At 62.9% G+C, this 13,356-nt stretch carries 9 protein-coding genes; 4 read left to right on the top strand and 5 right to left on the bottom strand.

Translation table 11 applies throughout. The annotated features are described in order from the left end of the window. Positions 1-4: 4 nt before the first annotated feature. Positions 5-1,930 (top strand): glycoside hydrolase family 127 protein, encoded by a 1,926-nt coding sequence (locus E3O57_RS02460; RefSeq protein ID WP_241990273.1) that lies wholly within the window; start codon positions 5-7, stop codon positions 1,928-1,930. 159 nt (positions 1,931-2,089) lie between these two features. Continuing rightward, positions 2,090-3,814: an amylo-alpha-1,6-glucosidase gene (locus E3O57_RS02465; protein WP_103461102.1), complete on the top strand. Its 1,725-nt coding sequence runs from the start codon at positions 2,090-2,092 to the stop codon at positions 3,812-3,814. Positions 3,815-4,130: 316 nt separating this feature from the next. Here the strand turns inward: E3O57_RS02465 and E3O57_RS02470 are convergent, their stop codons facing one another. Genes E3O57_RS02470 through E3O57_RS02485 form a run of 4 tightly spaced genes read right to left on the bottom strand, consistent with a single transcriptional unit; the run spans position 4,131 to position 9,512 of the window. After that, positions 4,131-6,275: a glycoside hydrolase family 2 protein gene (locus tag E3O57_RS02470; protein WP_103479017.1), complete on the bottom strand. Its 2,145-nt coding sequence runs from the start codon at positions 6,273-6,275 to the stop codon at positions 4,131-4,133. A gap of 5 nt (positions 6,276-6,280) precedes the next feature. Beyond that, entirely contained in the window at positions 6,281-7,195 is a 915-nt protein-coding gene (locus E3O57_RS02475) for a carbohydrate ABC transporter permease (protein ID WP_103479018.1), read from the bottom strand. Between the two features lie 4 nt (positions 7,196-7,199). After that, positions 7,200-8,078, bottom strand: a complete 879-nt coding sequence (locus E3O57_RS02480; RefSeq protein WP_103461099.1) for a carbohydrate ABC transporter permease — start codon at positions 8,076-8,078, stop codon at positions 7,200-7,202. 60 nt (positions 8,079-8,138) lie between these two features. After that, the gene (locus E3O57_RS02485; protein WP_241990274.1) at positions 8,139-9,512 is read right to left on the bottom strand and encodes an ABC transporter substrate-binding protein; all 1,374 of its coding nucleotides are present in this window, start codon (positions 9,510-9,512) and stop codon (positions 8,139-8,141) included. 146 nt (positions 9,513-9,658) lie between these two features. Here E3O57_RS02485 and E3O57_RS02490 point away from each other — a divergent pair, with 146 nt between their 5' ends. Beyond that, a complete protein-coding gene (locus E3O57_RS02490; protein WP_103461097.1) occupies positions 9,659-10,678 on the top strand; it encodes a LacI family DNA-binding transcriptional regulator in 1,020 nt (339 codons plus the stop codon). 85 nt (positions 10,679-10,763) lie between these two features. Then, positions 10,764-12,437 carry a sialidase family protein gene (locus E3O57_RS19055; protein WP_103479019.1) on the top strand — a complete coding sequence of 558 codons (1,674 nt, stop codon included), beginning with the start codon at positions 10,764-10,766 and terminating at the stop codon, positions 12,435-12,437. 449 nt (positions 12,438-12,886) lie between these two features. On the opposite strand, the gene E3O57_RS02500 is transcribed toward E3O57_RS19055, so the two are convergent. After that, a complete protein-coding gene (locus E3O57_RS02500) occupies positions 12,887-13,126 on the bottom strand; it encodes a hypothetical protein (RefSeq protein ID WP_103479020.1) in 240 nt (79 codons plus the stop codon). Positions 13,127-13,356: the final 230 nt, after the last annotated feature.

Genomic DNA, 13,356 nt, shown 5'->3' on the forward strand with positions numbered 1-13,356 from the left:
CCCCGTGACCCTGACCGCTTCACCAACAACCGAAATCCTCCGCCCGATGGCTGGCCCGGTTGAACCCGCCACGACCACCCGCCACGGCGTCGGTGTCGCCGACGTGAGCCTCTGCCCCTCGGGATTCTGGGGGAGCCGTCAAACCGTCAATGCCACAGCCACCCTGCGACACTGCCTGGAATGGATGGAACGCCTGGGCTGGATAGAGAACTTCGATCGCGTCGCCAGCGGTGAGACCACGGTGACCCGGCCAGGATGGCAGTTCTCGGATTCAGAGATCTACAAGCTGCTGGAGGCAATGGCGTGGGAGCTCGGCCGAAGCCCTGACCCGTCGCTGGCTGCAGCATTCGAGGCGCTGGTGGAGCGGATCGGCGCGGCCCAAGACGACGACGGCTACCTGAACACGGCGCACGGACATCCGGGGCTGCCGTCGCGGTACTCGGACATGGCGATGGGCCATGAACTCTATAACACCGGTCATCTGCTGCAGGCCGCCGTCGCGCGACTCCGTACCGGGCACGACGATGGGCTCGTGCACATCGCACGACGCGCGGCCGACCAGGTCTGCGCGGAATTCGGGGCGCACGGCCGCGACGCGGTCTGCGGTCACCCCGAAATCGAGGTGGCGCTCGTCGAAGCGGGGCGCGCATTCAGTGAGCCTCGCTATTTCGAGCAGGCCCGTGTGTTCATCGAACGGCGCGGACATGGCACCCTCCCAGTACGGCCGCTCCTGTCGGCGGAGTACTTCCAAGACGACATCCCCGTGCGGAAGGCAAACGCGCTGCGCGGGCACGCCGTGCGGGCGCTCTATCTTGCGGCCGGCGCCCTCGACGTGGCCACCGAGACCGATGATCAGGAGCTGACCGACGCCGTCACCCGCCAGTGGGAGAACACTGTCGCCCGTCGCACCTATCTGACGGGAGGCATGGGCTCCCGGCACCAGGACGAAGGCTTCGGCGACGATTGGGAGCTGCCGGCCGATCGCGCATACTGCGAGACCTGCGCCGGCGTCGGTTCGGTCATGCTCGCCTGGCGGCTGTACTTGGTGACGGGCGATTCACGTTACCCGGATCTGATCGAGCGGACTCTGTTCAATGTCGTGGCCACCTCCCCGAGCGAGGACGGCAGATCGTTCTTCTACGCCAATCCGCTGCACCAGCGAGAGCCGGGTGCGGTTGCGAGTGACGGAGTCAACACGCGGGCCGAGGGCGGGGTGCGGGCTCCGTGGTTCGATGTCTCGTGCTGCCCCACCAACGTCGCCCGCACCATATCGTCGCTGGGTTCGTACGTCGCCTCCGTCGACGACCGCGGGATATCGGTGCTCCAGTACGCGGCCGGTGAGATCCGAGCGGGCGGGTTTGTTCTGCAGGTGGAGACCCAGTATCCCGACGAGGGCACGGTGCGCGTGCGCGTCCTCGCTGCGCCCGCGTCAGAGTCCCGACTTCGCCTGCGAATCCCTGGCTGGGCCGCCACTGCGACGCTGGCGGTGAACGGCGACGATGCGGTCAGCGTCGCACCCGGCTGGGCCGACATTCGACGCACGTTCGAACGGAATGATGAGGTCATCCTCGAGTTGCCCCTCGCTCCGCGTCTCACATGGCCGGATTCCCGCATCGACGCCGTGCGCGACACGGTGGCCGTCGAACGGGGACCTCTTGTGCTGTGCGTGGAGTCGACGGATCTGCCCACGGACGTACGCATCGAGGAGCTCCGGCTCCAGCCCGATCTGGGCCTGTCCGCCCATGCCGACGGGGCTCACGCTCACGGCACTATCGCCGTGCAAACGCCGGCCGCCGGGCCCCTTCCATTCGGCCCGACCAAGCCGCACTTCTCAGATCCGAAACGGGTTGAGATCACTTTCGTGCCCTACCACCGGTGGGCAGAGCGCGGCCCGGCCGCGATGCGCATCTTCCTACCGGTGGCCGGCTGACGATCGCCGCCACTGGCACCAACACTCTCATGGTCTACGACGTGGCCAGAGACACGACGGCTGTGACCTTCAGTATTGATTGACCACTTGCCCCGGGTCGCGTTCCGCCCTATCGGCGGAGCGCATCCCGGGGCATCCACCTCTAGGAGTACCGATCCCATGACAGTGCCCTCAGCGACTTCGTTCGACATCCGCGACATCCCTTTCAGCCGGCGTGGATCGTGGCTCGATATCTCACCGGTGGTGGGTCTCCACAAAGTGTGCGAGAAGCTGCATCTGGTTTCCCATCAAACCGGCATGCACGCGATCTTCGTCTTCGAGCCCTTGCAGCACGGCCTGCCCGTCGAGGCGATTGTTGAGGCGACGCCGACGACGTTGCGCTGGTCAACTCCGAGCGGTGTGATCGAGGCGGTCTTCGAGAGCGACAGCGTATTGCGGGTGCGCGGACGGGCGGCCGAGCTTCGGCTCGCGGATGCGACGCCTGAGCTGACCCCGTTCACTGGAACATACCTCTACACCGACCCGATCGACGGCGCGCCTGTCTTCACGTCGTATGAGACGGGCCGTCGTTACAGGGTCACGGCAGTTTCCGGCTCTCTCGCGATCACCGGAGCGGAAGCCCTGGGCGCCGGCGAACGCGCGGTGTGCACGAGTGGCCCGGAGTGGGAGATCGCCATTGAGGAGTTCGACGCAGCGCGGGCTCCCTACCGGCAGGCCCAGTCGTTCGAGGTCATCACAGTGGGCGTCGCGGCGGAATTTGACCACTACGTCGACAGCATCGCGTCCTGGCGGAGCGAGCGCACCCCCGGGGTCTCCACGGCCTGCTACGTGCTCTGGTCAGCAACCGTTGCACCGAGCGGGTTCCTCGCCCGGGAGTCGATCTTCATGTCGAAGCATTGGATGGACAAGGTCTGGAGCTGGGACCACTGCTTCAACGCGCTCGCACTGGCCCCCGGACTCCAAGAAGAGGCCATCGATCAATTCCGCGTCGTCTTCGACTTCCAGGACGCGACCGGCGCACTGCCCGACTCCATCACCCATTCGGAGGTGCTCTACAACTTCGTGAAGCCACCGATCCACGGATGGGCTTTCCGCAAGCTCCGTGCCACGCTCGAGCTACCGATCGAGGAGCGGACTCTGAACGACATCTACGACTCGCTCGTACGATGGACACGGTTCTGGCTCGATAGCAGGCGCGTTCCGGGGCATGTGTTACCCCATTACCAGCATGGCAACGACAGCGGCTGGGACAACTCGACGACGTTCGACCACGACCGCGTGATAGAGGCTCCTGACCTTGCGGCGTTCCTCCTGGTGCAACTCGACGTGCTCGCCGAGCTCGCCGCGGAACTGGGACGAAACGACGAAACGGACGAGTGGCGCCGCGAGGCGGACGTCATGCAGGGCGCCCTGCTCGAGTTGTGGGACGGTGACGTCTTCGTCGCGAAGGCGGCGACGAGCGGCCGCCTCAGCAAGACGACCTCGCTGCTGAACACCATGCCGATCGTCGCCGCCCGGCATCTGCCCGACAGCATCATCGAGAAACTCTCCGGGCGGATCTCCCGGCACGTGACGGAATTCGGTCCAGCCACGCAGCTGGTCGACAGTGAGGAGTACGAGCCGGACGGCTACTGGCGAGGGCCCATCTGGGCCCCTTCGACCGCAATCATCGAAGACGGTCTCCGGCAGGCTGGACAGGTCAGGCTCGCCGATCTCATAAGCGAACGGTTCCGCGGGCTGTGCGAGCGTTCGGGCTTCGCCGAGAATTTCGACGCTCTGACGGGCGAAGGTTTGCGCGATCGTGCCTATACCTGGACGGCGAGCTGCTACCTCACCTTCGCCCGGGAGGCCGAGGAGCGCACCCGGTTTCGCTGTTCGCAGTAGGTATTCATACCGCTCCACGGACTGTGTGCTGTCATCGCAGGTGCCGGCCTTGTTAGGTAGAGACGCGATGCCCATTCACCCGCGCGATGGAATTCCCGGAGAGGTGCCTCACTGTTGCACGGTCGTCGCTCGGTCGACGCTTGGTAAAATAGCGCGGGATCAGGAAGAGAGCGATTGCGATCGGGAGCAGTGAGATGGCTGCCCGGCGAGTATTGCGGCATGGCGTCCCCTGGAGGTGGTGACGTATTCTTTCCAATCCATGGATGCTTTGCTGAAGTGGCGCGCGCCGCGTTGGCGTTGAGACGCGCGCCACGGCTTAGGACGCCTGACCCGGGCGGGCTCCGCGGCGATTCGGTGGCTCAATCTCGGCCGCGTCAATGAAGGTTCGAGCGATCACACGTCCGCTGTTGTCGGTGAGCCAGAGGAGGAGACGCGCCGGACCCTCTGGTGGTGCAACAACGATTTGTACGGCCTCCGTCACGACGAACGGATTCACGACGACGTGTGCGGAAGAAACCGAACCGGGCAGGCTGGGAGCCGAGTCGGGCGAACGGGTGACCGCACGGAACGGGACTCCAGCAGCGACCCATACGGCGTGAAGCTGTGCTGTGACGGAGGTGACCGCGTGGTGCGAGACCCGCACGCCAATGCTGGTGATACCGGTCGGAACGGGGATATCGGCTCCCGCCCGCTCCGGGACGAGATCGACGATGAGGACGGTGTTGGCATTGGAGTCCGCAGGGTCGAGACCGCCCCAATCTTTTTGGCGACGGTCCCCGTCCACCAGGCCGGCGCACTCGTGTTCCACGTCAGTGAGCTCGGTGTAGACGTACCCGGCGAATCGGTCGTGGCGACGCAGCTCTTGTGTCTGCCACCGCACATGCCAGGCGCGCTCGAGGCTAGTGAAGCCTTCTCCGAACTCGCTGTTGAGGATCGGGACGCCTGTGCGGGGGAACTCGGCGGTCCCGTACAGGCTCTTGTCGACCACGAAGTCGGGGCCGAGCTTCACCGGGAAGTCGTGGCGTTTGCCGGAAGCGAGGTCGGCGATGCTTTGTGCCCACGTTTCCGGGTCGGGCTCGTAGTAGTGCCAGTCGACGAGGTCGCTGCGCACATGCGACCAGCCCGAGTTTTCGACGATGGGGCGAGTGCGATCGATCGCGGCCAGAATGTCGTAGGCGGCCACCGCCGCAGCAGCGCGACTGCTACTGCCGGGGATATCCCAGTCCAGGCCCCACTCTTCGTTGTAGAGACCCCAAATGACGATCGACGGATGGTTGCCGTCCCGTTCGACCATCGGGCCGATCTGTGCGTCGAAGGCGGCGGCCGCCTCATCACTGTGCCGGCTCGGGCAGGCGGGTTCCGCCCAGACGAGCATCCCCATCTCGTCGGCGGCGTGAAGCCATCGTGGTTCCTCGAACTTCAGGTGTTTGCGTACCAGGTTGAACCCGAGTTCGCGGGCCAATGTGAGGTCATGCCGGAGGGACTCGTCGTCGGGTGCGGTGAGCCCCGATGTCGGCCAATAACCCTGGTCGAGGACACCGCGGACGTAGAGGCGTTCGTCATTGAGGTAGAGCTCTTCGCCGCGGACTTCGATGCTGCGTAGTCCGGTGCTGGCGATGACCAGATCTGCCTCTCGACCTTCAGCTGTCGTGATCTCGACCCGGTAGAGATGTGGGTCTGTCGGCGTCCAGATGCGTGGTTCGGCCATCTCGATGCGCCCGGATGCTCGCCCGTCAGAATCAGTGGTTAGCTCGACAGCCTCATACTGGCGGCCATCGACCACTCGCGCGGTGATGCGAGAGCCTGCAATGACGTCGCCGAGAACTTGAACTGATACGTCGATGCCGGTGCGCGAGTCGCCCCGCAGTTGCACCGAGTGAGCATAGGTGCGCCCACGGCCTTCGAGCCAGACACTCTGCCAGATGCCGGATGTAGGGGTGAAGGAGACGCCGTCATAGTCGTCTCGCGGGATGGAGCGCTGCTTTCCATGCACGAGTGCACGCTTGTCCGCCGGAGCGCTGACGTCGACCACGAGCTCTGCCGAACGGCCGGCGTGGAGGTGGTCGGTAACGTCGAATTCGAAAGAAGTGTAGCCACCGACGTGCTCTCCGACCAGATCACCATCAATGGAGATCGTCGCGCGATGCCAGACCGCACCGAAGCAGAGGATGATGCGCGAGCCGTCCCAGTCCTGCGGTGCGGTGATGCGACGGCGGTACGTCGCCGATTCGAGCCAGGTGCGCCCAATTCCGGAATCCGTGGTTTCCCAGGCGAAGGGCACGGTGATCGTCGCTTTCCCGTCGATGCTCGTGAAATCCCATTCTCCGTTGAGGCAGAGCCATCTGGCTGACCGGTCGAGGTCGGGCCGCGGGTATTCGCTCCGCGGCACCGCGGCGCGCGCCGAGTCGATGAAGGAGGGGACTGTTGTGTGCCCTGGGGTGGTGTTGGTCAGGAGAGTCATGGATGTTAGCCCTTCACGCTTCCAGCGAGGATTCCGTTGATGAAATGGCGCTGCAGTGCGATGAAGAGCACGAGCAGCGGGATGAGTGCGACAGAACTGGCGGCGAGAAGCTCGCCGGTGACGGTTGCATAGTCAGCGCCGATTCGGTTGCCGGTGATGTTCTGCGCCAGGGTCGAGAGAACGACCTGCAGTGTCGCCATCTGGTCGGAGCTGGCGATCACTACCGGCCAGACGAAGTCGTTGTAGATGTTCATGATGGTCAGCACGGCGAGGCCCGCGAGGCCGGGTCGGATAACCGGGAGCACTACTCGCCAGAAGATCCCGAATTCGCCACACCCGTCGACACGGGCGGCGTCGAGCAGCTCGTCTGGGACCGCAGAGATGACCTGCCGCATCCAGAAGATGGCAAATGCGTCGATTGCGCCGGGGAGGATCAGCGCCTGGTAGGTATTCACCCAGCCGAGCTCCTTCATCTCAAGAAGCAGCGGGATGATCAGCACAATGGTCGGGAGCATCAGCGTGATGAGCACTGTCCCAAAGATCAGGTTCTTTGCGGCGAAGTTATACTTTGCGAAGGCAAAGGCGGCGAGCGGGGCGAAGAACAGGGTGATTGCCCCCTTGATCAGTAGCACGATCCCCGTGTTGAGAAAGCCGGAGCCGATCGGAACATCGTGGAACATGGCGACGTAGTTGTCGAGGTTGAACGTCGACGGATCGAAGCTCAGCGGCGATCGAATGATCTCGTTGGCGGGCTTGAACGCCGACAGTAGCGCCCAGAAGACCGGTGCTAGGAACCCGATGGTCAGCAGCGCCAGAAACAGCTGGGAGGCGATCGCAGGTCGAGGCCGGGATCGCGTTGGGGGAGTGGGTGTCGCCGCAACGCTCTGAAATGTGGGCTGGGTGAGTGTGGATGTGCTCATTGATCTAGTCCTTCGCTCGCAGCAGTCGCACGAACACGAGCGAGAGCGCCATGACGATGATCACGAGCAGGAACGAGTTCGCGGCACCTGTGCCGAGGTCTGCCCGGGTGATGTGGTTGTAGAGGTAGTAGCCGGCCGTCGTCGTTGACCCGTATGGGCCACCTTGCGTGACGACGAACGGCTCGGCGAACATCTGGAAAACGGCGAGCGTTTGGAGGATCACGGCGAACATGATTGTTCGGCGTAGCAGGGGCACGGTCATGCTCCAGAGCTTCCGGGCTGGCGACGCGCCGTCGAGCGATGCCGCTTCGTACACGCTCGCGTCGATCGATTGCAGTCCGGAAAGCAGGATGAGGACGATGAAGCCGGTTGTTTTCCAGATGAAAAGCAGGGCCAGCGTGGGCTTAGACCATTCGCTCGTCGTGAGCCAGCCAACGTCGGGGAGCCCGATGATGTTGAGCAGGCCATTGACGGCGCCGTAGTTCTGGTCGAACACGACAACCCAAATCTGGGCGATGGCGACCAGCGGGGTGACGAACGGAACGATGAAAGCGACCCGGTAGAAGCCCCGGAGGCGTAGTTTGGAGTTGTTGAGCAAGACCGCCGCCAACAGGGCGAGGACAAGCTGCACCGGGATGATCAGCATCCACAGGACCGAGGAATTGCCGAGCGAGCTCCAGAATCCGGCGTTACCGAGGAGGTAGGTGTAGTTGTCCCACCCGACCCACTCCGCAGCCCCGAAGCCGCGCCAGTTCGTGAAGCTGAGCCGGGCGGTGAAGATCAACGGGTAGATGCTGAAGGCAAGGAACACGGCTACGAACGGCGCGACGAAGAGGTACGGCGCTATGCGGCGTTTCGTCCTCGCGCTGGTCAGTGCGGTCATGGTCGGCTCGCTTTCTATCTGCGGAGTGGGTTGGGTTGGACGAACATGGGTGCTCTGTCTCTACTGCCGGTCGATGAGGTTTGACGTGATGTCAGTGGACGAGGTCTTGAGGACCTCCTGCGGTGTCATTTCTCCGTCGAGCATCCGCTGCAGGTTGTTCCCGAGATAGTCGACGGCTCCCGCCCACCACGACGGCGTGGGCACGGCTGGAGGAATCTCGGAGCTGGCCGCGGTGGCGACTGCCCAGAGGTCCTGGTTTCCGAGCTCAGGCACCGGTCCGAAGAGTGGAGCGGCCGGATCTGCGGCGGGTCCGTAGCTCGGAATGGAGGTGTTCAGTCCGGCCGGGTACACGTCGTTTGGCCCCCAGACAGCGGTGTATCCCGCTTCATCGAACATGAGGAACTCGTAGAAGAGCCACGCCAGTTCAGAGTTCTCACCGTCACGGGGAAGGACGAAGGAGGATCCTCCCATGGCGCCGCTCTGTGCTCCGCCATCTTCCCAAGCGGGCAACGGCATGGCACGCCAATCACCCGCGGTTTCGGGGAGAAGCTGCTGGGTGGCGAAGCTGAACCAAATCGCCCAAGGATAGAACACCTGGCTGCCGGATTCGAGCTGGGCGATGTCGGTGGGGTTGAGGTATTCCGCACGAGTCCCGAGTCCGTCTTTCTGGACCGTGTCGAGAAATGTCAAAATCTGCTCGTACTCCGGGGAGTCCAGGCGAAGCTCGCCTTCGGCATCGGCGACGCTCGTTCCGAGCTGGCTGGCGTACATCTCCAGCTGCAACTGCCCGAGGTACGCCGACTGCTCGAGGTGGATCGGCTGCGAGCCAGGCACTGCGGCCTGGTATTCGCGGGCTGCTTCGAGTAGGTCGTCATAGGTCTCGATCTGAGTGGGGTCGACGCCGGCGGCTTCAAGCGCCGCGGCGTTGTAGTAGAGCAGGCCGGGGTTGGAGTCGTAGGGGACGCCGTAGACACCTCCATTGATCGAGTTGACGTCGATCTTCTGCTCGGCGATGTCATCGACGTAGGGTGCGAGAACGTCGCTGACATCCCACAGCGAGTCGGCGAGACCGGCGACCTTCGCATCGTCGAGGAAGACACCATCGGGCACATCGGTGCCGGTGATGAGGGTGTTTTGAAGTTTTGCGTCAATGTCGACTGCTTCGTGGTTCACCGTGATGTCGGGGTAGACCTCGTTGAAATCGGCGATCGCGGCGTCGAATACTTCAAACAGGTCGCCGGACCGGTCCCAGATCGTGATCTCACCTGACGGGGATTTGTCGGAGGGAGCTTGAAGTCGGGCGCCGTCCGCATCTGCGGATGGCTCGTTGATGCTGGGTCCGCAGGCGGTGACGCCGAGGACGAGGCTGGCCGCGAGGCCAAGGACAAGGACGCGCCTGATGGGGGCTGGGCGTCGGGGCTGATGCTGTTGCAAGTGACACTCCTTTGTGACGGGTTCCCTGGGCGGCTTCATTCTCGCCGGTCGGAACGTCTGCGTTTGCCAACGTATGCAAACCGTAGCGCAACTTTGCTATCGTTGCAAACAGTAGAATCGTTACGAACGTCGGAGGGAGCAAACACATGCCAGCGACACTTCGTGATGTTGCCGAATATGCGCAGGTGTCGATGCGCACCGTTTCCAATGTCGTCAGTGGTTACACCCACGTAAGTGAGCGGATGCGCAAACACGTCCTCCAAGCCATTGACGAGCTGGGCTACCGACCCAATCCCGTCGCGAGGACCCTACGCACCGGCCGTACTGGGATGCTGGCCTTTGTCGTTCCTGAGATCGATGTTCCCTACTTCAGCGCTCTCGCCCGTGACGTTATCGACGCTGCGGCTGAGGTCGGCTACCGGGTGATGATCGACCAGACCGGACACGACCACGACCACGAGCGCGATCTGCTTACTGGCAATGACCGAACGATGCTCTTCGACGGCATCCTGTTCAGCCCGCTCGTGACCAAGGCGGAATTGCTCGAGATGAACTCACCGACGCAGATGCCTCTGGTATTGCTGGGCGAGCATGAGTTCGACGGCCGGTACGACCACGTCGCGATCGACAACGTGCGGGCCGCTTACGATGCCGTGCGCCATCTGCTTGATACTGGCCGCACGCGGGTCGCCGCGATCGGCGCGCAGCCGCTAGAAGAGTACGCGACCCCGCAGCAGCGCACCGTAGGGTACGAGTTGGCCCTGCGCGAGGTTGGGATCGAGCCCGAGCAGCGGTACGCGCGACCCGCAGCGCACTACAGCCGTGCTGACGGTTACGGCGCCGCCGTGGAACTTCTCGCACTGGATGTGCGCCCCGATGCCATATTCTGCTTTTCCGATCTCCTGGCGATGGGCGCGATGCGCGCCGTCTTCGACGCCGGCCTTAGCGTGCCGCAAGACGTGGCCATCATCGGGATCGACAATATCGAGGAAGGCCGGTTCTCTCGACCCTCGTTGAGCACTATCTCTCTCGATACGTCCTTCATTGCCGAGCAGGCGATCGCGCGCGTAACCGCCCGAATCGAAACGCCGGACCTTCGACCGCGGCAAATCGTCGCGCCGCACACTCTTCGCATCCGGGAGAGTACCGCAAGCATCGAGCGATAGGGAATTTCGCTGAGCGCTTGCAACGTTGGCAATTTCCGGGCATTGTTGGGCGTGCGTTGGCGCGTAGCTCAAGCAAAGGATCACGATGACGCCGTCCGCCCGCCAACACGACCGACCGCGAGCACGCTGGCTCCTCGCCGCGCTCTTCAGCTGTTTCCTCTTGATAGGTTCGCTCGCTAGCCCAGTCGCACCCGCGACTGCCGCCCAGCCCGGCCAGGTTCTCTACTCGCCTAACCTCGCGACCTACCCCAGCGGCACCGCCGGATATCCCCGCGCGATTCGCATCGACAATGATGGGTCTTCCAGCGCGCAGACTCTACTCGCGACGTTCGCGAAGAGCGGACATAACGCACCCGGCACTCTCCCCATCTATCGGAGCACCAACGGCGGGACGAGCTGGAGCCAAGTCTCCACGATTTCCTCCAACACTCCCGGCTGGGACATTGAAGCACCCACCCTGTTCGAGGTGCCGAGAACGATTCCAGGGCTGAACCAGGGCGACATTCTTGCAGCCGGTACCTCCTGGAGCGTCGGCAACTACACGACCCAGAAGGTCGAGGTGTTCAAAAGCACCGACAAAGGTCTGACTTGGCAGTACCTGTCCAACTGCACCCAGACATTCGGGTTGCCCAACAGCTGGGGTCACGGTATTTGGGAGCCGACTTTCCTCGTAGCCGACGACAACACTCTTGCTTGTTTCATTTCTGACGAACGCCCCGCAAACTCAGCCACGAGCAACCAGATCATCGGGCACTACACTTCCACCAACGGCGGTGTCTCATGGAGCGGGACAATCACACAGGATGTCGCATTCCCGAGCGACAACCTGCGACGCCCGGGCATGCAAACATTCGCAGAATTGCCCAATGGTCAGTTCGTGATGTCCTACGAGATGTGCCGCGACGCCACGAACGCCGACCATGCGTGTGAGGTGTACATCAAGTTCAGCGCCGACGGGCTGAACTGGGGTCCGCTCGACACGCCAGGCACACTGGTGACCACCTCGGACGGACGCGAACTCCTACACACCCCTTACATCTCGTGGATATCAGGCGGTGGGGCCAACGGCACCATACTCATCTCCGGGCAGCGAGTCGTCTCGGGCCCGACGGGGAACAAGACCGTCTTAGCGGAGTCGGGGTCGGTACTCTTCCAGAACACTAACCTTGGGGCCGGCCCTTGGACCGAGCTGGAAGCGCCTGTGACTGTTAATCCCACCGGCGGTTATGCCGCTGGTGTGCCCGCATGTCCTGGTTACTCGACACCCGCAATCCCGCGCGAAAACGGCACCAGCTTCGTTTACTTCGCCGCAACACTTCGACAAGGCACCACGCAATGCGAGCTCAAGGTGGGTATCGGCGCACTACCCGGCCCGACGGGTGCAATCAGCGGCCCCGGCGGAAAATGCGTCGACGTCGACACTAACACCGCCGATGCCGGGCGTGCCGTGCAGCTGTACACCTGCGGCGTCGCCACCGGGCAACGCTGGTCCGTCAGCGCTGACGGTACGATTCGCGCCTTCGGGAAATGCCTCGACGTAACCAACAACGGAACCGCGAACTTCAGCCCGGTACAGACCTGGGATTGCATCGCCGGAGCTGGAGCGCAGCAGTGGATCCCACAGACGAACGGAAGCTTCCGCAATCCGCAGTCAGGCAGATGTCTTGACCTGCCGCAGGGCAACCTCGCGGACGGTACCGATCTGCAGATCTACGACTGCAACGGACTCTGGACGCAGCGATGGACAGTGCCATCCTGACCTAAGAGCGGCGCGGGCTGTTGCCCGCGCCGCGCTCCTTTCATTTGAAACAAGGGAATTCGCGGGTTTTCGGGGACATCCGGTAACGACCAAATTTAGGCCAGAACCTTCGGGGGGTCACAGGTTCAGATCCTGTCAGCCCGACCAAAGGGCCGTTCGCGAGACTCTTCACGAAACGGTCCGGTCGTAACAAAAGAAGTCTCTCCTGAGGAATCTCGGGAGCGATTTTCTGTTTCTGGATCATTTTCGTGAAAGGTTCATGCGAGTCGCGCCTGTCTCGTGCAAGGTGCGTCTGAGATCATCTTCGAGTTGTTTAAGAAGAAGGGAAGGGTCGGGAGTGATCAGCTGTTTGAGCTGCTCAATTGTGTCCACCAACCAAAGTTTGCAATTACTTATCCCCTCGATCAATCACGTGGCTCACGCGGACGCACCCTCGATGCCAAAATCGCTCAGCCGCAACTCGACCCCATGAGCTCAACCCGGTTCTCCCCATCGGGGTATGTCAAGCCGTTGTAGCTTGACCCGTAGACCTCCAACGCTTCCGCAGCGAGCCGCCTCGCCGTCGCCAGTTCCTCATCGCTGCCGAACCTGTACGACTTCACCTTCGTGCGCAATTCGACCGCCGCGCTGACACCGAAAGCCGTGAACTTGACCGAGTAATATGACTCGCCACCCACGGGGTCAGTCACTTGCGAAGAGAGCGATTCGACGGGATCTGACGATCGCCCCAAGTCAGAATGAACCCGTCACCGGGTATGCGCCCCATTTTCGCGGCACGGTACAACGACACATCCCGCTCGTGGTCAACCACGATCTACTGCATCACACCCAGGTACGGGCTAAACCACGGCTCGACTCGAAACATAACTCCCCAACCGTGCCGATATTCGACAACACCTACTCTGAAAAACTCGGCCTA

The organism is Cryobacterium sp. TMN-39-2 (genome assembly GCF_004402745.1).
Taxonomy (GTDB): Bacteria; Actinomycetota; Actinomycetes; order Actinomycetales; family Microbacteriaceae; genus Cryobacterium; species Cryobacterium zongtaii.

Bases quoted from the DNA above. Each gene is read 5' to 3' on its own strand.
- E3O57_RS19055 (WP_103479019.1), top strand. From the start codon at position 10,764: ATGACGCCGTCCGCCCGCCAACACGACCGACCGCGAGCACGCTGGCTC.
- E3O57_RS02480 (WP_103461099.1), bottom strand. From the start codon at position 8,078: ATGACCGCACTGACCAGCGCGAGGACGAAACGCCGCATAGCGCCGTAC.
- E3O57_RS02490 (WP_103461097.1), top strand. From the start codon at position 9,659: ATGCCAGCGACACTTCGTGATGTTGCCGAATATGCGCAGGTGTCGATG.
- E3O57_RS02475 (WP_103479018.1), bottom strand. From the start codon at position 7,195: ATGAGCACATCCACACTCACCCAGCCCACATTTCAGAGCGTTGCGGCG.
- E3O57_RS02470 (WP_103479017.1), bottom strand. From the start codon at position 6,275: ATGACTCTCCTGACCAACACCACCCCAGGGCACACAACAGTCCCCTCC.
- E3O57_RS02465 (WP_103461102.1), top strand. From the start codon at position 2,090: ATGACAGTGCCCTCAGCGACTTCGTTCGACATCCGCGACATCCCTTTC.